20 protein-coding genes are annotated in these 23,807 nt (G+C 61.5%); 9 read left to right on the top strand and 11 right to left on the bottom strand.

Going from position 1 to position 23,807, the window contains the following annotated elements; all coding sequences use genetic code 11:
- Positions 1 to 250 precede the first annotated feature (250 nt).
- Positions 251 to 1,471, top strand: coding sequence for a winged helix-turn-helix domain-containing protein (locus AACQ43_RS07305; RefSeq protein WP_168966714.1), 1,221 nt, complete (start codon positions 251 to 253; stop codon positions 1,469 to 1,471).
- 55 nt (positions 1,472 to 1,526) lie between these two features.
- Positions 1,527 to 2,303, top strand: a complete 777-nt coding sequence (locus tag AACQ43_RS07310; protein ID WP_073351283.1) for a substrate-binding periplasmic protein — start codon at positions 1,527 to 1,529, stop codon at positions 2,301 to 2,303.
- Positions 2,304 to 2,441: 138 nt separating this feature from the next.
- On the opposite strand, the gene AACQ43_RS07315 is transcribed toward AACQ43_RS07310, so the two are convergent.
- Positions 2,442 to 3,083: a TetR/AcrR family transcriptional regulator gene (locus AACQ43_RS07315; RefSeq protein ID WP_168966717.1), complete on the bottom strand. Its 642-nt coding sequence runs from the start codon at positions 3,081 to 3,083 to the stop codon at positions 2,442 to 2,444.
- 93 nt (positions 3,084 to 3,176) lie between these two features.
- Here AACQ43_RS07315 and AACQ43_RS07320 point away from each other — a divergent pair, with 93 nt between their 5' ends.
- Entirely contained in the window at positions 3,177 to 3,875 is a 699-nt protein-coding gene (locus AACQ43_RS07320) for a DAPG hydrolase family protein (protein WP_168966719.1), read from the top strand.
- A gap of 143 nt (positions 3,876 to 4,018) precedes the next feature.
- On the opposite strand, the gene frdD is transcribed toward AACQ43_RS07320, so the two are convergent.
- The 7 genes from frdD to mscM all read right to left on the bottom strand — a co-directional run bounded on the left by frdD (position 4,019) and on the right by mscM (position 13,955).
- Complete coding sequence (frdD, locus tag AACQ43_RS07325; RefSeq protein ID WP_011706986.1) at positions 4,019 to 4,375, bottom strand: fumarate reductase subunit FrdD; 357 nt, start codon at positions 4,373 to 4,375, stop codon at positions 4,019 to 4,021.
- A gap of 112 nt (positions 4,376 to 4,487) precedes the next feature.
- Positions 4,488 to 4,886, bottom strand: a complete 399-nt coding sequence (locus tag AACQ43_RS07330; RefSeq protein ID WP_005298336.1) for a fumarate reductase subunit C — start codon at positions 4,884 to 4,886, stop codon at positions 4,488 to 4,490.
- A 16-nt stretch (positions 4,887 to 4,902) separates the two neighbouring features.
- Positions 4,903 to 5,637, bottom strand: coding sequence for a succinate dehydrogenase/fumarate reductase iron-sulfur subunit (locus tag AACQ43_RS07335; RefSeq protein WP_011706985.1), 735 nt, complete (start codon positions 5,635 to 5,637; stop codon positions 4,903 to 4,905).
- Positions 5,630 to 7,414, bottom strand: a complete 1,785-nt coding sequence (frdA, locus tag AACQ43_RS07340; RefSeq protein ID WP_011706984.1) for a fumarate reductase (quinol) flavoprotein subunit — start codon at positions 7,412 to 7,414, stop codon at positions 5,630 to 5,632. Before frdA ends, AACQ43_RS07335 begins: the two co-directional genes overlap by 8 nt.
- 517 nt (positions 7,415 to 7,931) lie before the next feature.
- Positions 7,932 to 9,809, bottom strand: a complete 1,878-nt coding sequence (locus AACQ43_RS07345; RefSeq protein ID WP_076360364.1) for a methyl-accepting chemotaxis protein — start codon at positions 9,807 to 9,809, stop codon at positions 7,932 to 7,934.
- A gap of 125 nt (positions 9,810 to 9,934) precedes the next feature.
- Positions 9,935 to 10,654 carry a glycerophosphodiester phosphodiesterase gene (locus AACQ43_RS07350; protein ID WP_168966721.1) on the bottom strand — a complete coding sequence of 240 codons (720 nt, stop codon included), beginning with the start codon at positions 10,652 to 10,654 and terminating at the stop codon, positions 9,935 to 9,937.
- A gap of 22 nt (positions 10,655 to 10,676) precedes the next feature.
- The gene (gene mscM, locus AACQ43_RS07355) at positions 10,677 to 13,955 is read right to left on the bottom strand and encodes a miniconductance mechanosensitive channel MscM (RefSeq protein ID WP_168966723.1); all 3,279 of its coding nucleotides are present in this window, start codon (positions 13,953 to 13,955) and stop codon (positions 10,677 to 10,679) included.
- Between the two features lie 155 nt (positions 13,956 to 14,110).
- On the opposite strand from mscM, the gene AACQ43_RS07360 reads away from it, so the two are divergent.
- A complete protein-coding gene (locus AACQ43_RS07360; RefSeq protein ID WP_168966725.1) occupies positions 14,111 to 15,445 on the top strand; it encodes an MATE family efflux transporter in 1,335 nt (444 codons plus the stop codon).
- Positions 15,446 to 15,521: 76 nt separating this feature from the next.
- Here AACQ43_RS07360 and AACQ43_RS07365 read toward each other — a convergent pair whose 3' ends face one another.
- Both AACQ43_RS07365 and AACQ43_RS07370 read right to left on the bottom strand, forming a co-directional pair.
- Positions 15,522 to 16,346, bottom strand: a complete 825-nt coding sequence (locus tag AACQ43_RS07365; protein WP_026080256.1) for a M23 family metallopeptidase — start codon at positions 16,344 to 16,346, stop codon at positions 15,522 to 15,524.
- Positions 16,347 to 16,389: 43 nt separating this feature from the next.
- Positions 16,390 to 17,244 carry a hypothetical protein gene (locus AACQ43_RS07370; RefSeq protein ID WP_168966727.1) on the bottom strand — a complete coding sequence of 285 codons (855 nt, stop codon included), beginning with the start codon at positions 17,242 to 17,244 and terminating at the stop codon, positions 16,390 to 16,392.
- A gap of 176 nt (positions 17,245 to 17,420) precedes the next feature.
- Between AACQ43_RS07370 and AACQ43_RS07375 the strand changes: the two genes are divergently transcribed.
- Positions 17,421 to 18,197, top strand: coding sequence for a BPSS1780 family membrane protein (locus AACQ43_RS07375; protein ID WP_076360359.1), 777 nt, complete (start codon positions 17,421 to 17,423; stop codon positions 18,195 to 18,197).
- An 82-nt stretch (positions 18,198 to 18,279) separates the two neighbouring features.
- On the opposite strand, the gene AACQ43_RS07380 is transcribed toward AACQ43_RS07375, so the two are convergent.
- Positions 18,280 to 19,179 carry a LysR family transcriptional regulator gene (locus AACQ43_RS07380; protein ID WP_113994193.1) on the bottom strand — a complete coding sequence of 300 codons (900 nt, stop codon included), beginning with the start codon at positions 19,177 to 19,179 and terminating at the stop codon, positions 18,280 to 18,282.
- A gap of 126 nt (positions 19,180 to 19,305) precedes the next feature.
- Here AACQ43_RS07380 and AACQ43_RS07385 point away from each other — a divergent pair, with 126 nt between their 5' ends.
- From AACQ43_RS07385 to oxyR, 4 genes are all read left to right on the top strand, one after another.
- Positions 19,306 to 20,166, top strand: coding sequence for a Vmh family MBL fold metallo-hydrolase (locus AACQ43_RS07385; RefSeq protein WP_076360550.1), 861 nt, complete (start codon positions 19,306 to 19,308; stop codon positions 20,164 to 20,166).
- An 80-nt stretch (positions 20,167 to 20,246) separates the two neighbouring features.
- A complete protein-coding gene (locus AACQ43_RS07390; protein ID WP_146062959.1) occupies positions 20,247 to 20,882 on the top strand; it encodes a DsbA family protein in 636 nt (211 codons plus the stop codon).
- Positions 20,883 to 21,104: 222 nt separating this feature from the next.
- Positions 21,105 to 22,745 carry a methyl-accepting chemotaxis protein gene (locus tag AACQ43_RS07395; protein WP_168966729.1) on the top strand — a complete coding sequence of 547 codons (1,641 nt, stop codon included), beginning with the start codon at positions 21,105 to 21,107 and terminating at the stop codon, positions 22,743 to 22,745.
- 156 nt (positions 22,746 to 22,901) lie between these two features.
- Positions 22,902 to 23,798 (top strand): DNA-binding transcriptional regulator OxyR, encoded by an 897-nt coding sequence (gene oxyR, locus AACQ43_RS07400; RefSeq protein WP_017409206.1) that lies wholly within the window; start codon positions 22,902 to 22,904, stop codon positions 23,796 to 23,798.
- Positions 23,799 to 23,807 lie beyond the last annotated feature (9 nt).

The following is a 23,807-nucleotide window of genomic DNA, read 5'->3' on the forward strand; positions in this document are numbered from 1 at the left end:
TCGTGATCAAGGCTCATGTGCTGCTCGGAATCCTCATGTATTTATATACACTCTGGTTCCTGCGCTGCTCTTTACCTTGCTGACGACCTCTCGTCACAGATCGTGAACAGGTTCTGAGCCGGGCATTTTCATTTGACGGCGGCTTGGGCATGCTGATGGCCTGATTGGCGGGGTCCGCTTGCCTGTTTCTCTGCATTGACTCCCAGGCGCCGCAAGCCGCCCATATCCCGATACCAAGGAGTGGTTCGTCATGTCGATTCCCCATCTTTCACTGCAGGATGCCCGTCATCTACAACTGGCGGCCCAGGGCCTGCTGACGCCGCGCCGTGGCAAGGCGCGAGCGGCCGATCTGCTGGCAACCATCCGCCGCATGGCGCTGCTGCAGATCGATACCATCTCGGTAGTGGCGCGCAGCCCCTATCTGGTGCTCTTTAGCCGTCTCGGCCACTACGATCCGCGCTGGCTCGAGCAGCTGCTGGCCGATGGCGAGATCTTCGAATACTGGGCGCACGAGGCCTGCTTCGTGCCGCGCGAGGATTACCGCCTGCTGCGCCATCGCATGCTGGATCCCGCCGCCATGGGCTGGAAATTTTCGGCCAACTGGCTTGCCACCCACCAACAGGAGATTGGCGAAATCATCGAACGCATTCGCCAGCACGGCCCGGTGCGGGCGGCGGATTTTGAACGCAAGGGGGGAAAGGGCAACGGCTGGTGGGACTGGAAGCCGGAGAAGCGCCATCTGGAGGTGCTGTTTACCGCAGGCCAGCTGATGGTGCGTGAGCGGCGCAATTTCCAGCGGGTTTACGATCTGGCCGAGCGGGTGATGCCCGAGTGGCGCGACGAGCGGGATCTGCCAAGCCCGGAACAGGCACAAAGGGACATGGTGCGAGCCAGTTGTCGGGCGCTGGGGCTGGTCAAGACCGGTTGGGTGGCCGACTACTATCGGTTGCGGCGCGGCAAATACGATGCCCTGCTTCATCAGCTGGCGGACGAGGGAGAGCTGCTGCCGGTGCGGGTGGAGGGGTGGCAGCACGGCGCCTTCGTGCACGCTTCGCTGGCAGACGAACTGGCCCAGGCCCAGTCCGGCACTCTCAAGGCCAGCCACACCACGGCGCTGTCGCCGTTTGACCCGCTGGTCTGGGATCGCAAACGGGCCAGAGAGCTGTTCCAGTTCGACTATCGCATCGAGTGCTACACCCCGGCGCCCAAGCGCCAGTACGGCTACTTCGTGCTGCCGCTGCTGCATCGCGGCAAGCTGGTGGGCAGGATGGATGCCAAGGCCCATCGCCAGCAGGGGATCTTCGAGATAAAGAGCCTCTATCTGGAGGCGGGGGTCAGGGTGACCAGGACCCTGGCGCAGGATCTGGCCAAAGCGCTGCAGCGGCTGGCCGACTGGCATCAGACCCCGATCTTGCGCTACGGCGCCATCCCCGCGCCCCTGCTGGCCCTGTGGCAGGAGAGAGCCTCCTGACGGGGGCGTTACTCCCGCCTGAACTAAGCTGCAAGGGAAGCAAAGGAGTGAGACGATGACGCGATCCATGTTGTTGCTGCTGGGATGGGGCTTGGCCGGGCTGGTGGAGGCGGCGGAGCCTGAGGTGCAGATCTGTCTGGGGGAGGGCAACGAGTGGGCTCCCTTCACCTACTGGGAGCGCAAGGATGGCGTGCCCGACACCCGCCGTCTCACCGGCTCCGCCACAACCCAGGTGCTCGAGGCCCTGAAAAAGCTCGGGTTGCCCTACAAGATCCGTTATCTGCCCTGGGCGCGGGTGCAGCAGGAGCTGGCCGACTATCGCCAGAATCGCTTGTGCGAGCTGACCTGGGATGCCAGCTACAAGCCGGAGCGGGCGGAATATGCCTTCTACAGCGTGCCGCTCTACTACACCCACCTCGGATTTTTCTACCTCAAGCGGCGCTTTCCCGAGGCGCCTGATCTGCAGACGGTCAATCGCTCCCGGGTGTGCGGGGTGATCGGCTACAACTATGCCCCTTACGGACTGGTTCTGGAGCCGCGCCGGGTCAAGCAGCTGCAGCAGGCGCTGGACATGCTGGGGCGTGATCGCTGCGACTTCTTGCCCAGCGAGATTGAGCCGCTGATGAGCGGCATCGGCCTTGGCATCTACCAGAGCGAGAGCGGCCTGCTCAACCTGGCCCTGCCCAGCCGCAAGGGCTTCTATCTGCTGGTGAGCAAGGGGTCGCCACGGGCCTATGAGCTGGTGACCCGCCTCAACCAGGTGTTCATCGAGTTTCAGGACAGCGGTTACAGCGACGAGGTGATGCGCCGTTTTTTGCCACCGACAGAGTGACCTGCATCAACAACCGGGCCTGACGCCCGGTTTTTTATGGCTGGGATGGGGGCCGCCTGGCGGCGGCTCCTCGGCAGGTTCCGATCTCGGATGTCATCTCGCCCGTTGCCCTGGTGCAGGTTCCTTACCGAGGGGGTTTTACCCTCGCACCAGGCCGGGCAGAACCAGGGCTACGGCGGCGGCGATGCGCGCGCGGATGTCGCTGCCAGGCGCCAGCAAGCCGAGCGCCATCTGGCGCAGCGGCTCCGCCATGGTCATCGCCAGCAACAGATCGCTGGTTTGGGCGGTGTCCAGCTCGCGCAGCCAGCCCAGTTGTTGCTGGCGCTGCAACCACGCCGCCAGGGTCGCCCTGCCGCGCGCAATGCCGTTCTCCTGATAGGCCGCCAGCAGGGCATCGCGCCCCGCGAATTCATGCTGCAGCAGCCGGAACATGCCCACCGCCTGCGCGCTTAACACCTGGCTGGCAATGGCTTGCAAGCCCTGCTCCAACATCTCCCCCAGCGCGCCTGGGTGAGCAGCATCCTGCTCGAAGGCCGGTTGAAAGGCATCGGTCCAGCTGCGCACCGCCTGCGCCACCAGCTCGTCACGGTTGGCGGCGAAGCGGTAGAGGGTCTTCTTGGCAACCCCCGCCTGTTTGGCCACCGCATCCACGGTCGCGGCGCCGTAACCCCCCTTGAGCAACAAGGTCAGCGTCGCTTCGGCAAGGGCGGCGCGCAGGTCGGCTTCCGGGGTGACCGGACGGCCTCGTGAGCGTGTCTCTTCATCGGTTTGCTGTGACATGATTGGTTCCTGGAAAGCATTGACAGACCCAGCATACAGGCATAGCTTAAATTAGGAAACTAATTTCGTTTCCTAATTTATTGGAGTCTCATCATGGATACTTCCCCGTTGTTTGCCCCCTGGGGCGTCAATGACATCAATGAGTTGCTCAGGCCGCAGCCGCTACGCCTGGAAATGGGCCTGACCCGCAGCTCCGACGGCCTGCTGACGGTCGCCATCCGCACCGATCTGCACGGCTGCAAGGGGCGCATGCTGGATTGGTGGTTCACCTTCTTCGAAACGACCCAGCACATCAGGTGGTGGCACCCGCACGACCACGTCGAGCACCGGGGCTGGGATCATCACTGGAAAAAAGGGGAGCGCTATGTGGGGGCTAGCATAGCGGCGGTGGAGTGGCTTGCCGAGCTGCCGCCAGTGGCAGCCCGCCTCAAGTTCCATGGCGCCGAAGAGGTGTTTGCGTCGCAGCCGCTGCAGGAGGCGCGGGAGACGCAGGCTCTCTCTGCCGCCATCTGCGCCCGCATCGGCTTTGGCGACGAGGTAGCTCTGGATGACAACGGTGCGCCGCTGGATGGCGAGATGCTGCACCTGGCGCGTGATACCCCTTATGGTTGTGTGCTGCGTAGCCGCTTCCTGCTGGGCAAAACCTGCGCCAACCCGTTTGACGAGGTGCCGGACGAGATAGGCTTCAACCTGATGCGCCACTGCTACAGCGAGTTCAGCTATCTGGCGCAGTTTCTGCCGTCGCTCTACTACGCGGAAAATGGTCGTGAACCGGCGCCGACGCTGTGGTGACGGGGCTGACCGTTGGCGCTGAATGTGGCTGAGTGCCTTGGCACATCCAGGGGGAATGCCGCTATCGGGCTGTGGTGTGAGCCGCCGAGGGGCCATAAAAAAACCGGGCACTTGGCCCGGTTTGTCATTGCGTCAGGATGCGCTTACTGGAATACCAGTACCATCAGCAGACCCAGAGTGATGGCGGACACCAGGAAGGCGAAGCCATAGAACACATAGTGGTGCAGCTTGGTGGTGTGGATCCCCAGATCATGCAGACCGTGGTAGATGCGGTGCATGCCGTGCCAGATGGGCAGGGCGATGATGACCAGCAGGATGCAGGCACCCCACCAGGAGCTGGCGAACTCGAGTGCGCGTTCGTAGCTCATGGTCTCCACGTCCATGATGCCCATGGGCACCAGCAGACCGGTGATGAGGACAATGACCGGCAGCAGCATGGCAACCACCATGCCGCCGGCACCAAACAGTCCCCAATATATAGGCTCGTCAGAACGTCTCATATTTTTTCCTCAAATCATGATTGAGAGATCGTGGCCAACGTTTCTGAGTGACACCCCGGCACCAAACAGGCACCAATAACTGGGTTCGTCAGAACGTCTCATGGTTTTCTCCTCAGGCCACGATGATCAGGACAAGCAGGGATACCACCGCCAGCGCCACATACTGGGCGATGACGATCGGCTTCTCCGGCACCAGGTCTTCGCCACGGAAGATGCGCATGGCTTTCGGGGCCAGTGCGAACCAGGTCTTGGCGTGGAACAGGCAGGCTGCCAGGGCGATGACATGGAACAGGATGGCGATTGGGCTTTGCAGGGATTCCAGCCAGCCGTTGAACGCCTCCTGACCCTGTACCAGCCGCAACAGACCCCACATCAGCACGACGGCGTAGATGGAGACGAAGATGCTGGTGCCTTCGCGGATCATGTAACCGGTGTAGAAGGCATTCTTCAGCCACCAGTCTTTCTTCATTTCGCGGACGTAAGGCTTACGTTTGCTATTGGTGTTGTTCATGGTCTCATTCCTGATCTCAATCTGGCTTGAACATGGCGATCATGTAGTCCTTGGCGCTCTCGACCTTGCCAAGCTGGATGGCCGCCGCCGGATCCACGCCTTTCGGGCACACTTCGGAGCAGTAGCCCACGAAGGTACAACCCCAGACGCCCTCGTCCTGGCTGATGATCTTCATCCGCTCTCTGGACGCGCTGTCGCGGTTGTCGGCGTTGTAGCGATAGGCCAGCGCCAGTGCTGCCGGACCGGTGAACTTCTTGTTGATGCCATATTGCGGGCAGGCCGCGTAGCACAGACCGCAGTTGATGCACATGGAGAACTGGTGATACTTCGCCATGTCAGCCGGTGTCTGGGTGTACTCGCCGTCACACAGGCTGCGCGGCTCGGCCGGGATGATGTACGGCTTGATGCTCTCCAGCTTCTCGATGAAGTCGGACATGTCGACCACCAGATCGCGCTCGATCGGGAAGTTGTTGAGCGGCTCTATGGTCATCTTGCCCGGCAGGTAGTCGCGCAGGAAGGTCTTGCAACCCAGCTTGGGAATGCCGTTGACCATCATGCCGCAGGAGCCGCAGATCGCCATCCGGCAGGACCAGCGGAAGCTCAGGGTAGAGTCCAGATGATCCTTGATGTATTGCAGCGCATCCAGCAGGGACATCTCTTTGAGGTAGGGCACCTGGAAGGTCTGCATCCAGGGCTCGTTATCCTGCTCGGGACGGTAGCGCAGGATTTCAATTTCGATCATCTCAGCCATTCTTCTTAGCCTCGTCTTGTTTCTCACCCTCGGAACCGTATACGCGTTTCGCCGGTTGGGATTTAGTGATCTTCACATCGGAGTAATCGATGGTCGGGGCCCCTTCACCGTTGTAGAAGGAGAGAGTGTGCTTGAGGAAGTTCACGTCATCACGCTCTTCGTAACCGTCCAGACGCTGGTGGGAACCGCGGGACTCTTTCCGGTTGAGGGCGGAGTGCGCCATGGCTTCGGCCACGTCCAGCATGTAGCCCAGTTCGATGGCGTACAGCAGGTCGGTGTTGAAAACCGAGGACTTGTCGTTGATCTTGATCTTCTTGTAACGGGCTTTCAGCTCGTTGATCTTGTCGATGGTGCCCTGCATCAGCTCTTCGGTACGGTAGATACCGACCCCGGCTTCCATGGACATGCCCAACTCGTTGCGGATATCGGCCGGGTTTTCGGTGCCGTCGATATCGAGCAGGGAGAGGTGCTGCTTGATCAGCGCCTCGGCCTTGGCGGCCAGCGCCTGGGTGTTGCCGTGTTGCTGGGTCTTGGCAAACTCACCGGCGTGCTCACCGGCTACCTTGCCGAATACCACGATCTCGGACAGGGAGTTGGAACCCAGACGGTTGGCGCCGTGCAGACCGACGGAGGCACACTCGCCCAGGGCGTACAGACCCGGCATGCGGGTGGCGCACTGACCGTTGGTCTCGATGCCGCCCATGGTGTAGTGGGCAGTCGGACGGACCGGGATCGGCTCTTTCACCGGATCCACACCCACGTAGGCCTTGGCCAGTTCGCAGATGAACGGCAGACGCTCTTTCAGGTACTTCTCGCCGAGGTGGCGCAGGTCGAGGTGAACCACATCGCCCATCGGGCCCTGGATCACGCGGCCTTTTTGCTGCTCCTGCCAGAAGGCCTGGGAGAGACGGTCGCGCGGACCCAGCTCCATGTGCTTGTTCTTCGGCTGGCCGACCGGAGTTTCCGGACCCAGACCGTAGTCTTGCAGGTAGCGGTAGCCATCCTTGTTGAGCAGGATGCCGCCTTCACCACGACAACCTTCGGTCATCAGGATGCCGGTACCCGGCAGACCGGTCGGGTGGTACTGCACGAATTCCATGTCGCGCAGCGGCACGCCGTGGCGGTAGGCCAGCGCCATGCCGTCACCGGTGACGATGCCGCCGTTGGTGTTGTAGCGGTAGACACGGCCGGCGCCACCGGTGGCCAGAATGACGGATTTGGCCTGGATGAAGCGGGTGATGCCGTTCTGGATGTCGAAGGTCAGAACGCCCTGGACGCGGCCATCTTCCACGATCAGATCCATGCAGAAGTGCTCGTCAAAGCGCTTGATGGTGGGGTACTTGATGGAGGTCTGGAACAGGGTGTGCAGAATGTGGAAACCGGATTTGTCTGCCGCGAACCAGGTGCGGGGGATCTTCATCCCGCCGAAACGACGCACGTTGGCCTTGCCGTCCGGCTTGCGGCTCCAGGGGCAACCCCAGTGCTCCAGCTGGATCATCTCGTTGGTGGCATTGTTGACGAAGTAGTCGACCACGTCCTGCTCACACAACCAGTCGCCACCGGATACGGTGTCGTTGAAGTGGTTTTCGAGGGAGTCATCATCACGGACGACACCGGCGGCACCGCCTTCTGCGGCCACGGTGTGGCTGCGCATCGGGTAGACCTTGGAGATCAGGGCGATCTCCAGCTCCGGGTGGGCTTCTGCTATGGCGATTGCGGCACGCAGGCCACCGCCACCAGCACCGATGATGGCGACATCGGTCTTGATAATATCCACATCTGCCTCCTTAGGGATAGATTTGCTGGGCACGATTTTGCTCTATGAAAAAAATTCAGGCTTGATGCAAGTCAAACTGGTTTGTTTTAGTGCTTGGCAATGGTGACTTTTATCAAAATCACCCCATTCCTTGGATGAAAACGCCGTAATTATCGCCATCCTTCAGTTATCGGTATCAGCCGCAGTCATTGCTATGGTTATTTTAAGCTCAGGATTATACGTAGTTTTCTTTCAAAAAAATGAGAAACACCTCTCTTTTTAGGTATTACCCATAAAGTTTTTAAGTTTTTTATCAAAAATATTTAATAAGAATTATTCACGGATAGAACAATACTGTGATTGAGTTCAAAAAACTAATCCGAATGTCAGCCTTGATGCGTTGCTTTATGATGAGATAGCGCTTCGTATGGGGATTTTCATCCCCATAGTCCCGATGGTTGATGTGGTAATAACTATTGAAACAAAAGCATTTTTCTATAAAAAAAGGGGCCTGTGTGGCCCCTTTGATTTCGGTTGATCAGATCCGGAACATGCCGACCTGATTGCTCAGTTCACCTGAAATATTTTTAAGTTGTTCAGACAGATGGCGCGAACTGTCGGCATCGACCGCCAGCTCGTCCGAGACATCCTTGACCGCCTGGATGTTGCGGCTGACCTCGTCGGTCACCGCCCGTTGCTCCTCGGCGGCGCTGGAGATCTGGGTGGCCATGTCGGAGATTTGGTTGATGGAGGCGGTGATCTGCTCCAGTGCCTGGGTGGCATCGTTGGCATCTTCCACGCTGTTCTGGGCCAGCAACTGACCCTCGTGCATGGTGCTGACGGCGCCCTGGGTGTTGCGCTGCAGGGTTTCGATCATGCTGCGGATCTCGACGGTGGAGCTGTGGGTACGCTGGGACAGCACCCGCACTTCGTCGGCCACCACCGCAAAGCCGCGACCCTGTTCACCGGCCCGTGCCGCTTCAATGGCGGCGTTCAGCGCCAGCAGGTTGGTCTGCTCGGCGATGCCCTGAATGGTGGAGAGGATGGTGTTGATCTCCTGGGCGTTCTTTTCCAGTTCCTGAATGATGCCGGAGGCCTGCTTGACCTGGGTAGCCAGATCCGTGATGGAGCGCTGGTTGCGGGCGATCACCTGCTTGCCATGCTCGCAACTGCTGGAAGAGCTGCGGGCCGCATCGGCGGTCTGCTCGGCGTTGCTTGCCACTTCCACCGCAGTGGCGGACATCTCGTGCACAGCGGTAGCGATCTGGGAGATCTCGTTTTGCTGGCGAGCCAGACCCTGGCTCGATTTTTCCGCCATGTTGTGGGACGACTTGGCTTGCTGGTTCAGTTGGCCGGAGGAGTTGGAGATGTCTTGCACCATCACGTGGATCCGGTCGATGAAGGTGTTGACGTGCTTGGCGACAATGCCCACTTCGTCTTCACGCTCGATCTTGACGCGGCGGGTCAGATCGCCGTTGCCGCGGGAGAGATCGGCAATCGCTTCGCCCAGGGTTTTCAGCGGGGCCAGCGAACCGTTGATGGCGACATAAGAGAAGCCGGCGACGATGAGAATGGTGAGCAGGCCTTGCAGCAGGGCGGAGGTCACCATGCGGGAGACGGACTGGTAGGCGACTGCTTCATCCACCACGATGCCGAAATACCAGTTGGTGTTGGGGATCTCGGTCAGGTCGAACACGCTGGGTTTGCCGCTGATATCCATCTCGGAGATGGTATTGTCATGGGCCAGCTCGTTGACCTTGGCGGCAGTCAGCTCGGGGGAGATGGCGGTCGCCTGTTTGAGGGCCAGCTCCTTGTCCGGGTGGGCAATGATGGTGCCGTTGCTGTCCACCAGGATGGCGTAGGTCCCTTCCGAGTTGATGGCCAGCACATCGCGTACCAGGGCGTCGATGGAGACGTCACCAGCGATGACACCCTGGGTATTGCCCCGGGTGAAAGGCTCGGCGATGGTGATGATCAGCTGGCCGGTGGTGATGTCGGCGTAGGGCGCCGTGATGGCGAGCTTGCCGGCGGCCATGGCGTCCTTGTACCAGGGGCGCTGACGAGGGTCATAGCCGGCCGGCAGGTCGGTCGGCTTGCTCTGGATCATCTTGCCATCCTTGGTGCCGACGTAGACCAGGTCAAAGTTGCCGGCATTCATGGATTGGGCCAGGTGGCTGATGGGCTCGTCTTCCTTGGCGAAGGCCTCCTTGGTGGAAGTAACCATGCTGATGCGGGCGTCCAGCCAGCGGGAGATGCCTTTCACATTGGCAGCCGAGCTGTCGTCGATGAAGCTCCAGATCAGGCGTTGGGTTTCGCTTCTTAGCTGGGTGGTGTTGTACCAGACCTGCAGGCCGGTGATGACCAGGATAATGACCCCGATGGCGAGGACAAGCTTGTTCTTGATGGATAAGTTCATGTTTACATCCTTGTGAGCGTCAGTCTGCGATGTGTGGTCTTATTGTTATGGGCCAACACTGTATCGGCCAAAGTAGAACTTTTTGTATCCCGGTGTGCCTTTAAATTTATAGCTTAAATCAGCGGTTATCGAACTCCCCCTGACACAATGAGTCCGTTTTTGGTCGACGGCAGGAAGCGGTCCGGCCGGTTGGTAAAGATGCCATCGACGCCGATGGCAGCCAGCATCGCCTGATCGGCGGGCTCATCGACCGTATAGACCAGCACCTTGAGCCCGCTCTTGTGGGCATCCTGCACCAGAGCCTGATCGACAAAATCCACGTCGCAGTTGAGCGACCAGGCCCCCAGCTCGGCTGCAAATTTGGCCAAGGTGAGGGGAATAGTGGAAGTCAGTGCCCCCAGCCGGATGTCGGGGCGCAGGGCGGCAAAGCGGGCGAGCTCCGGGTGATGGAAGGAGGAGACGACCCACTGCGTGGGCCCGAAGCCAAGCTCGGCCTCGGCGCGCCGGGTCAGTCGGGCCACCTCGTCAGCTGTTTGTGATCCTTTCAGCTCGATATGCAGCTCGGCCTGGCCGGCAATCACCTCCATCACCTGCCACAGTGTCGGGATTCCTTCCCCCTCACCGGCATCCAGGCTCGCCAGGTAGGCGCGCGACTGGGCCGTCAACACGCCGCTGCCGTCGGTACAGCGCTCCAGCCTCCGGTCGTGGAACACCCACAACTCGCCGTCGGCCAGCTGCACGTCGATTTCGATGGCCCCGGCGCCCAGCGCCAGTGCCAGCCGGATGGCCTTGAGGGTATTTTCCGGCGCCAGTCCGCTGGCACCGCGATGGGCAATGATCTGCATGATGTACTCCTGTGGGGCCTGCTCAGGCCCGGCTCAGACGAATGTCGATCTGCTGGTGCGGCAGCCCCAGCCCCTGTTGCTGCAATTTTTCCAGCACCAGCGAGTGGACCTCGTGGGTGATGGGCATGCGGTGATCCATGCTGTTCACGTAGAGCCGGATCTCGTAGATCAGCGCCGAGTCGGTAAATTCGATCAGGAACACCTCGGGGGAGGGAGTCTCCAGCACCAGGGTGGAGGCCCGGATCGACTCTTCCAGAATGGTCTGTATCTTTCTGGGCTCCTGGGTCAGGCCGATGCGGATGCGCAGCCGTACCCGGGTGATGGCGTCTGACAGCGACCAGTTGATGAACTGCTCGGTGATGAAAGCCTTGTTGGGGACGATGATCTCTTTCCTGTCCCAGTCCACTATGGTGGTGGCGCGGGTCTTGATCTTGGTGACGGTGCCGGTCAGCTCGCGAATGGTGACGGTGTCGCCGAGCCGGATCGGTTTCTCGAACAGGATGATGAGGCCCGACACGAAGTTGGCGAAGATCTCCTGCAGCCCGAAACCCAGACCCAGGGAGAGGGCCGCCACCATCCACTGCGCCTTGGACCAGTCGATGCCGAGGATGGAGAAGCCTGTCAGCGCCCCCACTACCAGCACTATGTACTTGGTCACCGTGGTGATGGCAAAGCCGGTGCCGGGGGAGAGGCTCAGGTGCTGGAGCAGGGTCAGCTCCATCAGGCCCGGCAGGTTGCGGGCGGTGACCACGGTCAGGATGAAGGTAAACACCGTCAGCATCAGATCCTGCAAGGTGATGGCGGAGAGCTGTTCAATGCCGCCAATCTTGCTGCTCACCTGCCACACCTCGATGCTGCGCAGGAAGCTGAACGCCGAGTTGAGTTCGGACCACTGCACCACCACCAGCATGGTGAAGCCCAGCATCAGCAGGGTGCGCACCAGCCCGAGCGACTGGGCGCTGATGGTATCCAGATCCAGCTCTGTGTCTTCCACCACGTCCGGGATCTCGGAGCTGAGTTCGTCATGCCCCTCTTCCCGGCCGCGCTGGGCCAGGATCTCGGCCCGCTTGCTCTTGGCCCGCTCGAAGGCGAGGCGGCGGCGCTGGATCAGCATCCAGCGGTGCGCCAGATAATAGACGAGCAGGCAGCCCAGCCCCATCAGCAGGCTCAGCTCCAGCTGGCGCAGCAGGATGCGGGAGGTATAGAAGTAGCCGAGCAGAGAGCCGATCACCGCCAGCAAGGGGGCCAGCATCAGGCTGTTCCAGATGAAGTGGTGCAGCAGGTGCGGCTTGGTCATGTCGGCCTGGCCCCAGGTGAGCGGCAGCCGCTCCCGGTTGAGGCGGGCGAAGAACAGCAGCAGCCAGAGGGCGCCGACGATGAAGGCCAGTCGGCCGAGGGAGTCGTAGAAGGCGTGCTCCTGATAACTGTTGGCCATGCCCTGCACGAAGAAGCTCGGGATGATCACCAGCAAGAGGGTGCGAAACTGGCTCCACACCTTCTGCACCCGCTCCTTCTGCCAGCGGAAATGGAGGATCAGGATCCCCTTCTCCAGCGTCAGGTGACGGGCCATCAAGAGCGCCAACAGCAGGAACCAGATCTCGCCGAGGCCACGGGCTACCGCCACCGCAAACGGATATTGCCAGGCGCCGTCGAGCAGGCCGCGCACCATCAGCACCATGGCGGGCAGCGGCAGGGAGGCGAGCAGGGAGCGCATCAGCAGCCGGCTGGTGAGGCTGAACTTGTCCTGGGTCACCTTGCCGATGCGGGGCGCTATGTGCTGGCTGTAGTGGGTCAGGTGGCGAGCCAGTTTGAACCAGCACCAGGCCAGCACCAGGATGCCGATGCCGGCGAAGGTGAGGGTGATAGGGTTGTTCTCGGCGATGGCCTGGGGCAGTTGCAGCCAGTTGACCGGGTTGAGGGCGAGGCCGAGGGCCGCCGGCACCCCGAGCAGCACGGCCGGGGTGAGCGGGCGCACGTCCGGCATCCAGAACAGGTGGCTGGCGCTGAGCTCGCGGATCTCGTCGATCTTGCTGTTCTGGCGGCTGTAGAGCAGCTTGAGCCGGGTCTGCTCCTGAATGAGGCTGTCGGAGGCGTCGTTGAGCCGGGTCAGCAGCTGGCGACGGGCCTTGAGCAGGTTGTCGAGCACCGCCTGCTGGGCGCGATCGAGGGCGACTTCGTCGGCGGCCAGCAGCTGATCGCGCATCTGGCGCGGGTCCTTGAGTGCGTCCTGCTCGGTCTCGTACTGGTACTTGGCCATGCGGGCGTTGACGATGGCCGACTCCAGCTTGTCGAGAGGGAAGTAGGCGGGCAGATCCGAGAGTTTGCTGCGCAGGTTCTCGCCGTAGGCGTTGCTGATCTGCAGCCACTCCAGTTGCTCGCGCACCGAGTTGACCAGATCGTTCAGGCTCGACAGGTTCTTGTCGATCACCCGCTGCTCATCCTGTACCCGCTCTATCTGATCCTCCAGCGCGCCGAGCTGGATGGAGAGCGCCTGGTTCTGCTGTTGCTGCTCCAGCAGCAGCGGCATGTCGGAGGTGAGCTGTTTGCGCAGCCGCTCGCTCTCTGCCAGCGCCTGCTCGGTCTTGTCGCGGCGCAGCTGGTTCTGCTGGTTGAGCAGGCTGGTCTGCCACTCATCCTCGTCGGTGATGGCGAGGTTGAGCTCCTGCAGCCTGAGTTTGCCGAGATCGTTGCGCTGCTGGGCGGAGAGCTGCTCCAGCTCCAGCATCTGGATCCGGTCGGAGAGGCTCTGTTCCTTGAGGCGGGTGACCAGCTGCTGGGCATCCTGCTGGCGATCCGATTCGCTGCTGAAGCTGAGCCGGTCGAGCAGGGCGCGGGTCTGCTGCAACTGCTTGCGCAGCTCGTCGACCCGCAGGTGATACTCCTGGCCGGTGCTCTCCAGCTGGTTGAGGCTGTCCATCACCCCCTGGCGCTCCTTGCGCAGGTTGAGCTGGCGGTTGCTGCTCAGGCCGATGGCCTGGCGCAGCGCCTCCTCCTTCAGGGAGGAGAGGGCCGGGCGAGGCTGGGGCTGGTAGTTGTGCAGGCTCTCCTTGAGGCGGGCCGACTCCTTGGGATAGTCGATGAGGATCTGCTGATAGGCCTTGCCCTGCTCGCGATAACGCTGGGCCTCCCGGGCAAACTGCAGCGCCTGCTGGTAACTTTCCCGCAACTTCTGGTTTTCCGGGGTGTCCGTCTTGGGCACGCTCTGCAGCAGCTCTTCCACCTGGGTGATGGCGTCATCAGCCTGGACAAGGGGAGTGAGGAGAGTGAGAGAGAGCAGCAGGCAGAGCAGGCGTTGCAACATGGCGCACGTTTCCGTTCAGGTGAGGTCGCCCTAGCCTAAAGCAGGGGCCGGGGCGGGTAAAGTTTTCCATATTAATGATTTGTAACATAAATAACGGGCGTTCCCGGCCCGCTTTGGCTATCATTCTGGCCGTTTTTCCCTCCGTTGAGCGTTTTATGTCCGCAGTCGATCTGGGCACGGCCCCTCTTTCCCGCCTGTTCTGGCGCTACGTCACCCCGACCGTGGCCGCTATGCTGGTCACCGGCATCTATGTCACCATAGACGGCATCTTCGTCGGCCATATTCTGGGTCAGGACGGGTTGGCCGGCATGATGCTGGCGTACCCCATCTGCGCCGTGCTCTATGCGGTGGGGGCGCTGATCGGCATGGGCTCCTCGGCGCTCGCCTCGTTTTATCTGGGCAAGGGGGAGCAGGCGAGGGCACGCCACATCGTCGGCAACGCGCTGATGATGGTGCTCATCGCCTCTGGGCTGCTCGCCTTCATCGGCATCCGTTACGGCGAGGCCATGCTGATCTGGATGGGGGCGGAGGGGCTCATCTTTGACGCCGGCTTCGCCTATCTGCAGTGGTACGCCTGGCTCGGGGTCTATGCAGTGCTCTCCATGGCGTTTACCGCCCTGCTTCGCAACGACGGGCGACCCGGCCTCACCACCTGGATCCTGGTGGGGGGCGGCGTGCTCAACGTGCTGCTCGATTACCTGCTGATGGCGGTGATCCCCTGGGGGCTGGCGGGTGCCGCCATTGCGACCATGCTTTCCCAGGCGGTGACCGGCGGCCTCTGTCTGTGGCACTTCTTCACCCCGCGCAGCCAGCTGCGCATTGGTTGGGACACCCTGCGACCCGACTGGCGGTTGATGGGGGAGACGCTGCGACTCGGGGTGTCGAGCTTTCTGATGTACCTCTATCTGTCGGTGGTACTGGCGCTGCACAACAAGGCGCTGCTGGCGGTGGGTACCTCGCTGCACGTGGCGGCCTACGGCGTCATCAGCTACAGCGAGGCCTTCTTCTATCTCATTTTCGAGGGGATCGCCATGGGCATCCAGCCCATCGCCAGTTTCAACGCCGGGGCGGGCAACTGGGCACGGGTGCTGCGGGTGCGCAACCTGGCGCTGGGGGTGACCCTGCTGGTGGCCCTGTGCGGCATGCTGCCGCTCTATCTGTGGCCGGAGGGGGTGGTCTACCTGTTTGCCGGGGACAACGCGGCCCTCTTGCCGGTGGCCAGCCTCGGCATCTGGCTCTACTTCTGGGGTTTGCCGATGGAAGGCCTGCTGCTGGTGGGGGCCACCTACTTCCAGGCGATCAACCGGGCCCGCATCGCCTCCCTGCTCACCGGCGGCAAGCTGGTGCTGATCGGCGGCTTCCTGTGGGGCTTCTCCTCCCTGTGGGGGGTATCCGGCGTCTGGCTGGCATTGCCCACCTGCAGCACCTTGCTGGTCCTGGTGATGTGGCGGGCCATGAACAAGGAGGCGCGCCAGCATAGCGCAGCCTGACATGTGGTCAGTCGGCCATGAAAAAGGCAGCCCAGGCTGCCTTTTTCGTTTTGAGCGCCCCTGACAGGTCAGCGGTTCAGGGCTTGAAGGCGCCGATGAAGATGGCGGGATCGACACGGGCGTCGTTGAGGCTGACATTCCAGTGCATGTGGGGACCGGTGGCACGGCCGGTGGCGCCGACCCGGCCGACGATGCCGCCGCGGGGTAGGCTCTGGCCCAACTTCACGTCGACCTTCGACATGTGGCAGAACATGCTGATGAGGCCCTGACCGTGATCGACGAACACCGTATTGCCGTTGAAGAAGTAGTTGCCGATCAGGATCACCTTGCCCGCCGCCGGCGATTTGATGGGGGTGCCGGCACCGACCGCGAAGTCGAGGCCGGAGTGGGGGTTGCGCTCCTCGCCGTTGAAAAAGCGGCGCAGCCCGAACGGGCTGGAGAGCGGCCCTTCCACCGGTTTGTCGAACAGCAGGTTGCTCGGCTGGGTCGGGCTGAAGGTCTGGTAGGCACGTGTCTGTTCCGCCAGTTCGCGGTTGATGCGGGTCATGTCTTCCGCCAGCGGGTTGACCTGACGACTGTTCTTGAGCTTGATGTGCTGCTCCCGGTAGTGTTTGGTGCCGACCGTGAAGCCGAGGGTGCGGCCATCGCTCACCTGCAGCTGATGGGGGCCGGGTTGGCTCTTGAGGGGGATGCCGACGATGGCAATCCAGCGTTTGCCCTCTTCACGCACCACCAACACTGGCTTGCCCTGATAGCGGGCGGTCGGGGCCTGCGCCTCGCTGCCGAGCGCCACCACGGCGACGCCCCCCGGCACCGGGTGGTTGAGCAGGCGACTGATGAAGCCCTCGGCGAGGGCGGACTGGCTGGCCAGCAGCAACAATAGACAACAAACGACTCTCATGATGATTCCAGGCTGGGTTGACTAAAACGAAACGGTAACGAAATCAGGACGCTGGCTGGAAGCGCTGGTAGATGGCCTCCATCTGGACCGACACCTCCTGGCGTACCAGGTCCAGCTCCAGCATGTCTTGTACCACCTTGAGCTGATCCGGATTGAGGAAGCCGCGGCTGCTCTCCAGTACCCGCTGGGTATAGGCGCGCTGGTTCTCCAGATAGGTGCCGGCATCGCCGCTCTCCTGCTGGGCCAGCTGCTGGTTCGCCTCGCTCAGCAGACGCGTCAGGGATTGGCGCTGGGCCGGTGCCAGCAGCTCGCCGTGCTCGGCCAGGCGACCCTGGATCTCCAGCAGGCGGTTGGTATCGCCAGAGTAGATCTCCTGTTCGAGCCGGGTACGGGTATCCTCCCCCAGCAGGTTGCTGAGGTTGCCCCAGATGCGCTGGCTCTCCTGCTCATAGGCATCGGGATGGTCAAAGCCGAGGCGATAGAGCTCGCGCAGTTGCTCCTGGACCTGGCCGCGCACGTCTTCCACTATGTCGAGCCGGTCAAAGACGGTGGTGAGCTGGCTGCCCTGTTCGGCGTCATAGAGTCGCTCGATCAGCACGGATCCTTCGCTCGACTGACTCCACTGGCTGATGGCGGCTTCCAGCTCGGGATTGGGAGGCAGCACATCCTGGGCGGGGGGAGGCTCGCTCTGGCTTCCCTTGCCGGGCAGCTTGGCCAGCAGGCTCTGCCCGGTGCTCTGGCCGCTGTTCTGGCTGGTGACCGAATCGCATTGCGACGGGCTGTTGGTGGGGCTGGCAGTGTCGGATCCCGGCTGAGGTTTGACAGGGGCGGCCTGCCACTGCCAGAGGTTGAGCAACAGGGAGGCCAGCAGAATTGGCGCCAGGTGAGATGTACGCATTTTGGATTCTCTTGAATAAGTGAATGCCCCTTGCAAAGGGGTCTCTTATGATAACCGTAACGTCTGATACAAGCAGCCATGACGTGCAAAACCGGTCTCGGCGGTGACCCGCCATTGAGTCGGTCGGCCCATGGCTCTAGAATCGGCAACCAGCCGTTTTGAACCGAGGAAATGTTATGAATGGATTGTCCCCCCTGCGCGCAGAACCTGCTCGTCACCCCATCGGGCGTGGCTGGGTCTGGGTGCGATCCGGTTTCGATGTCTTCAACAAGGGGATGGGGGTCAGTGTTGCCATGGTCCTCATCTGGTTTGCGGTCGGTCTGCTGCTGGAGCGTCTGCCGGCGGGCAGCCTCATCTCCCAGCTGCTTTACATGGTCTGGGGTGCCGGCTGGGTGGCGGTGGCCCGTCACGGTTATGAAGGTAATCCGCTGCGCTTTGCCGATTTCTTCTCCGGTTTTCGCCACAAGCTGACCCCGCTGATGCTTGGGGGCCTGCTGGTGCTGGCCCTGTTCAGCCTGATCGGCCTCATCTGCCTGGGCCTGCTCTCCATGTGGGGGCTCACCTCCCTGCTGACCCAGGATCCCGAATCTCTGGTGGTGACGGCAGCCCAGGCCCAGGGGCTGCTGCTCTGTCTGCTGCTGGGGCTGGCACTGCTGATCCCGGTGCTGATGGCCATCACCTTCGCCCCCGCCCTCATCTTTTTCCACGATGTAGGGATCCTGCAGGCGGCCAAACTGAGTTTCAAAGGCTGCCTGACCAACATGTGGCCCTTCCTCTGGTGGGGGTTGATCGCCGCCATCCTGATGCTGTTCGGCGCGGCGCTGATGCTGGTGGGTCTGCTGGTGGTGATCCCGGCGCTCAACTACTCCATCTATGTGGCCTACCGGGATATCTATCTGGACGTGACGCAGGAGGCGCCTGCCGAAGCCCCGCAGACCGGCTTCGAAGCCTGACGCCAGCGGACTGGTGTGACATATGCGCGAAAGGGGCCTGCTGGCCCCTTTCGCATGTTTGCGTTGTCTCTTGTTTCCGTCACTACTCTCGCCACATGGGATCGACGGCCATGCGTTCCACCAGAAAGTCGAGGAAGCTGCGCAACAATGGTGACATCTGCTTGCGGGTGCCGTAGACGGCGTAGACGCCGAGTCGCTTGGGTTGCCACTGCTCCAGCAGCGGCACCAGGGTGCCGCTGTCGAGGTGGGGCTGGACCGAGTAGCGGGGCTGCAGGCTGATGCCGGCCCCCTCCAGGGTCGCCTCCAGCAGCAGGTTGGAGATGTTGGCGCTGAGGTTGCCGCTCACCGGTACCGATTCGGGCCCGGCCGGTCCCTGAAATTCCCACAGGCTCTTGCCGAAATAGGTGTAGGTGAGGCAGTTGTGCAGGGCGAGATCCTGCACCTTGTGCGGGGTCGGGTGTTTGGCCAGATAGGCCGGGCTGGCACAGACCACCGAGTGACAGGTGCCGAGCCGGCGGGCCACCAGATTGGGGTCGAGGTCATTGGTGATGCGAACGGCGAGATCAATTCGCTCCTCCACCAGGTTGACGGTGCGGTCCAGCAGCAGGATGTCGATGGCGGTGCCCGCATAACGCGCAAGGTAGTCGTTGGCTGCGCTCACCAGCAGGGCTTCCGAGAGTGAATAGCTGCTGGTGATGCGCAGTTGGCCCTTGGGGGCCTCGTCGCCGCGTACGGCGATCTGCTCCATCTCTTCTCCCAGTGCCAGCATGGCGCGGGCCCGGTTCAGCGCCTCTTCCCCTGGGCCGGTCAGACTGAGCCGGCGAGTGGTGCGGTGCAGCAGTCGTGCCCCCATCCACTGTTCCAGCTCCGCCAGGTAGCGCGTCACCATGGCGCGCGACATCTCCAGTTTCTCCCCGGCGCCGCTCAGGCTGCCTTGTTCGACTACGCTGACAAAGACCCGCAATGCGGTCAGTCGATCCATTTCAGGCTCTCTATATGCTCGATTAATGCAACAGTGATGCGCTTATTATGCTGTATTTGTACCGTAATTGATCCAATAAACTGTGTCCATCAAATGAACCCCCGAATACTTAATGAGGAATAGATGATGAACAACTCCCTGATCCGCAACCTGACCCTGGCCACCACCCTGTTGAGCGGTGCCGCCATGGCCGCCCCGCTCACAGTGACCGTCTACAACCCGGGCGAGAAGGCAATCTTTCCTGTCTCCTCTTCCCTGGTGACTGGCGACAAAGAAGCAATCCTGATCGATGCCCAGTTCGACGTGCAAAACGGCCAGGCACTGGTCGACATGATCAAGAAGAGCGGCAAGAAGCTGACCACCGTCTATATCAGTGCCGGTGACCCCGACTTCTACTTCGGTCTGGAGCCCATCAAGGCAGCCTTCCCGGACGTCAAGGTACTGGCGGACCAGCATGTGGTCGACCATATCAACCAGACTAAGGACGCCAAACTGAGCTACTGGAGCCCCATCCTTGGCAAGGGTGCACCGAAGAGCCTGACCGTGCCGCAAGTGATGACGGCCAGCCATCTGACACTGGATGGCGAGAAGATCGAGATCAAAGAGATGAACACCCCGAATGCCTATCTGTGGGCTCCATCCATCAAGACGGCGTTTGGTGGCGTACCGGTCTACAGCGGCGTGCACGTGTGGATGGCTGACAGTCAGACCAAAGCCGCTCGCAGCAACTGGGTCAAGGCGCTGAACAATCTGCTGGCGCTGAAGCCCGAGCGTGTGGTGCCGGGTCACTTCCTGGGGACTGCGCCCAAGGGTACCGAAGCCGTGACCTTTACCCGTGACTACGTAGAGCGCTTTGAACAGGAGCTGGCCAAAGCCAAGAACTCCGGTCAGCTGATTGAAGCACTGAAGAAGGCTTACCCATCCCTGCCGGTCGACGACGGTCTGGCCATCGGTGCCAAGGTCAACACCGGCGAGATGAAGTGGTAAACCCCTGACGCCTACTTCCCTGTGTTTTTTTACCGGGCCCGAGGGCCCGGTTTTTTTAGCCGAATGAACGAGTGAATGATATGAACGAAACGACTCTGCATTATGTATACGACCCCCTCTGTGGCTGGTGCTACGGCGCCGCGCCGCTGTTGAAGGCTGCGGCTGCTATCCCGGAGCTGCGCATCGAGCTGCACGCTGGTGGTCTCTGGCTTGGTGGGCGCAGGCAGGCGATGGGCCAGGCCCTGCGCGATTACGTCCGCCCCCATGACGAGCGGATCCAGGCGCTGACCGGCCAGCCTTTCGGCGAGCGTTATTTCAACGAGCTGCTGCTGCGCGATGGTCTGCTGCTCGATTCGGAACAGCCCATCCGCGCCATCCTGGCGGTGACGGCGCTGGGTGGCAACGGCCTGAGCCTGTTGCACCGCATCCAGCAATCCCACTATCGCGATGGCATCTGGATCGGTTCTCTCGAGCATCTGGCCAGCCTGGCGGCGGAGCAGAACATTGGCGCGGATGATTTTGTGAAGGCCTACCAGCAGGCCGACCTGGCAAGCCATCTGGCCGACAGCCAGCGCTGGATGCGCCGTCTCGGCGGGCAGGGCTACCCGACCCTGGGATTGGTGCAGGGCGACAAAGTCACCCCCTTGTCCGCCTCCTCCTTCCTGGGTGAACCGCAGGAGTTTGCTCGCCAGATCCAGCTCATGATGAATCATTGAGTGAACAGCAGGTCGTATCCGGTGGCGGATGTGCTGCGTCCGAGGTGCTCGTTGCAGATTTTTCCCACCTATCCGGCACTCATGCTATCCCCAGGTGGGACGATATATTCAGTAGCGGACAGTTTGAAAATCATCCGCTTGCGATCATCGCGCTATGCTCTATGGGGATAGCCCGGGCGTTTGAGGCTACGGGCTTGCGTCTAGCCGCCAAGGATACCAATCATGTTCAAAAATATGTCTATAGGTCAGAAGTTGAGCGCCGGTTTTGCCGTATTGGCCCTGCTAGTGGTGGGGCTGGCGTGGTTCTCCATCACTCAGCTGTCCCATCTTTATGCCGATACCGCCACCATCTCGGGCAACCTGTTGCCATCGACCCGTTATGCCAGCCAGATGCATGTAGCCATTCTCGATGCCCGCCGTTCCGAACTGGCGCAGGTGATTGGCGGCCTCAACAAGGATGCCCAGGAGGTGAGCGAACGCACCATCACCTTCAACAAGGCCAAGCAGGAGTTTGACGCGGCGGCGCAAAAGTATGGTTCGTTGCCCTTCAGCACCGATGAGGAGAAGCAGACTTACGAGCAGCTGGTGGCCGCTGGCGCCAAGTACTTCTCGGTGCACGAGCAGCTGATTGCGGCTTTTGCCAGCGGCGATCTGGAAAAAGTGAAGAGCCTGCGCAAAAACGAGACTCGCGCCGCCCTGGAAGAGGCGGGGGCCAAATCCTATCGTCTGCGCGAGATCAACAACGAGCTGGCTGACAGCATGGTGAAGTCGGTGGCCGATCTTTATAGCAGCTCGCGTACCATGAGTATCGTGGTGAGCCTCATCACAGTGCTGTTCGTGGTGGTGGTTGCCTGGTTGCTGACCGGCCAGATCCGCAATCCGGTGATGGCACTGCTGGAGCAGACCCGCAAGGTCGCAGCAGGCGATCTGGCAGCCCATCTTGATGCCAGCCAGTTCAACAACGATGAACTGGGGCAACTGGCCAAGGGCTTTAGCGAGATGCAGAAGAACTTGCGAACCCTGGTCAGCGAAGTCTCCGGCTCTGTGGTGCAACTGAGCTCGGCAGCCGAAGAGATCAGCGCGGTGGCACGCCAGTCCGCCAACAACATGAACAGCCAGCAGCACGAGCTGAATCAGCTGGCGACTGCAATGAACGAGATGCAGGCCACGGTGCAGGAAGTGTCCCGCAACACCAGCGATGCCGCCAGCGCCGCCAGTGCTGCCAGCAGCACCGCCGAACAGGGGGCTCGCACTGTCAACGACTCCATCAAGCGTATTGAGCAGGTTGCCGGCGCCATCGAGAGCACCGCCGTGGTGATCCGCCAGCTTGGCGACGACAGCCGCAACATCGGCATGGTGCTGGAGGTGATCCGCGGGATCGCCGAGCAGACCAACCTGCTGGCGCTCAACGCCGCCATCGAGGCGGCCCGGGCCGGTGAGCAGGGCCGCGGCTTTGCGGTGGTGGCCGACGAGGTGCGTACTCTGGCGAAGCGGACTCAGGATTCCACCTCCCAGATCAACACCATCATCGCCGAACTGCAGCAGCGGGCCGAGCAGGCCGGCACCACCATGCAACAAAGCCAGGACATGATGAATTCCACCGTGAGCACGGCGCGGGAGGCAGGGGCATCCATCTCCGAGATCAGCGGCTCGGTGGAGAGCATCTCCCACATGAATATCCAGATCGCGACCGCGACCGAAGAGCAGGGGGCGGTGAGTGAAGAGCTCAACCGCAACGTGGTCAATATCAGCCATGCCTCCGAGGAAGTGGCCGCTGGTGCAACCCAGATGGCACAGGCCTGTAACGACCTCAATCACCTGGCGACCCAGTTGCAGGAGATGGTGCGCCGCTTCCGGGTGTAAAGGCGGGTTGGATGCTCGCAGCTGCGGGCCCGGATCCTGGATCCGGGCCCGCCTTGTTTTATCGGCCAGTCGACTGTCCCTCTTGCACCATCCCTTGTTCGCTCCGCCGTTCTTGGGCATGCTAATGTCCCCATTGGTTGGCAGGATTCTGGATGTATGAACCTTCGCGATCTCGAGTATTTGGTGGCGCTGGAAGAGGAGAAGCACTTTCGCAAGGCGGCGGAGCGCTGCTTCGTCAGTCAGCCCACCCTGAGCGGCCAGCTGCGCAAGCTGGAGGATGAACTCGGGGTGATCCTGATCGAGCGTACCTCGCGCAAGGTGCTGTTTACCCCGGCTGGCGATGCCATGGCCCAGCAGGCCCGCAAGGTGCTCAAAGAGGTGCGTGAGCTCAAGAGCATCGGCCAGCACTTTGCCGAGCCCATGTCCGGCGAAATCCACATCGGCTTCATTCCTACCGTCGGCCCCTATCTGCTGCCTCACATTATTCAGGATCTGCGCGAGCACTTTCCCAAGCTGGAGTTCTACCTCTATGAAGAGCAGACCCAGGTGTTGCTCAAGCGGCTGGAAGAGGGGGAGCTGGATTGCCTGATCCTGGCCGAGCTGGAGGGCATGGACGGGTTTGGTTCTATCCCGCTTTATCAGGAACCCATGTGGCTGGCGGTGCCCCAGCAGCATCCGGAGGCCAAGGCCAAGGCGGTGCCGCTCAGCAATCTCAAGGGCAAGAAGTTGCTGATGCTGGCCGATGGTCACTGTCTGCGGGATCAGGCGATGGGATTCTGCTTTGCCGCCGGAATCGGCGAGGATCAGCGCTTCAAGGGCACCAGCCTGGAGACCCTGCGCAACATGGTGGCCGCCGGCAGCGGCATGACGCTGGTGCCCAGGCTCGCCGTGCCCGCCAATGCCGAAGAGGGAGGTGTCAGCTATCGACCTGTGATAGATCCCGTGCCTGGGCGTACCATAGCGCTGCTCTATCGCCACTATTCGGTACGCCGGCCCTGCTTCAACGAGCTGGCCGCCCGTATCTCGCGCTTGATGCAGAGCCTGCTTGGCTAACTGCGCATC

The sequence above is a fragment of the Aeromonas sp. DNRA1 genome (assembly GCF_963888745.1).
Lineage (GTDB): Bacteria > Pseudomonadota > Gammaproteobacteria > Enterobacterales > Aeromonadaceae > Aeromonas > Aeromonas hydrophila.

Bases quoted from the DNA above. Each gene is read 5' to 3' on its own strand.
- AACQ43_RS07385 (WP_076360550.1), top strand. From the start codon at position 19,306: ATGAACAACTCCCTGATCCGCAACCTGACCCTGGCCACCACCCTGTTG.
- AACQ43_RS07360 (WP_168966725.1), top strand. From the start codon at position 14,111: ATGTCCGCAGTCGATCTGGGCACGGCCCCTCTTTCCCGCCTGTTCTGG.
- AACQ43_RS07380 (WP_113994193.1), bottom strand. From the start codon at position 19,179: ATGGATCGACTGACCGCATTGCGGGTCTTTGTCAGCGTAGTCGAACAA.
- AACQ43_RS07320 (WP_168966719.1), top strand. From the start codon at position 3,177: ATGGATACTTCCCCGTTGTTTGCCCCCTGGGGCGTCAATGACATCAAT.
- mscM (WP_168966723.1), bottom strand. From the start codon at position 13,955: ATGTTGCAACGCCTGCTCTGCCTGCTGCTCTCTCTCACTCTCCTCACT.
- AACQ43_RS07335 (WP_011706985.1), bottom strand. From the start codon at position 5,637: ATGGCTGAGATGATCGAAATTGAAATCCTGCGCTACCGTCCCGAGCAG.
- AACQ43_RS07395 (WP_168966729.1), top strand. From the start codon at position 21,105: ATGTTCAAAAATATGTCTATAGGTCAGAAGTTGAGCGCCGGTTTTGCC.
- AACQ43_RS07375 (WP_076360359.1), top strand. From the start codon at position 17,421: ATGAATGGATTGTCCCCCCTGCGCGCAGAACCTGCTCGTCACCCCATC.
- AACQ43_RS07350 (WP_168966721.1), bottom strand. From the start codon at position 10,654: ATGCAGATCATTGCCCATCGCGGTGCCAGCGGACTGGCGCCGGAAAAT.
- AACQ43_RS07315 (WP_168966717.1), bottom strand. From the start codon at position 3,083: ATGTCACAGCAAACCGATGAAGAGACACGCTCACGAGGCCGTCCGGTC.
- AACQ43_RS07330 (WP_005298336.1), bottom strand. From the start codon at position 4,886: ATGAACAACACCAATAGCAAACGTAAGCCTTACGTCCGCGAAATGAAG.
- AACQ43_RS07370 (WP_168966727.1), bottom strand. From the start codon at position 17,244: ATGCGTACATCTCACCTGGCGCCAATTCTGCTGGCCTCCCTGTTGCTC.
- oxyR (WP_017409206.1), top strand. From the start codon at position 22,902: ATGAACCTTCGCGATCTCGAGTATTTGGTGGCGCTGGAAGAGGAGAAG.
- AACQ43_RS07305 (WP_168966714.1), top strand. From the start codon at position 251: ATGTCGATTCCCCATCTTTCACTGCAGGATGCCCGTCATCTACAACTG.
- AACQ43_RS07390 (WP_146062959.1), top strand. From the start codon at position 20,247: ATGAACGAAACGACTCTGCATTATGTATACGACCCCCTCTGTGGCTGG.
- AACQ43_RS07345 (WP_076360364.1), bottom strand. From the start codon at position 9,809: ATGAACTTATCCATCAAGAACAAGCTTGTCCTCGCCATCGGGGTCATT.
- frdD (WP_011706986.1), bottom strand. From the start codon at position 4,375: ATGAGACGTTCTGACGAGCCTATATATTGGGGACTGTTTGGTGCCGGC.
- AACQ43_RS07310 (WP_073351283.1), top strand. From the start codon at position 1,527: ATGACGCGATCCATGTTGTTGCTGCTGGGATGGGGCTTGGCCGGGCTG.
- AACQ43_RS07365 (WP_026080256.1), bottom strand. From the start codon at position 16,346: ATGAGAGTCGTTTGTTGTCTATTGTTGCTGCTGGCCAGCCAGTCCGCC.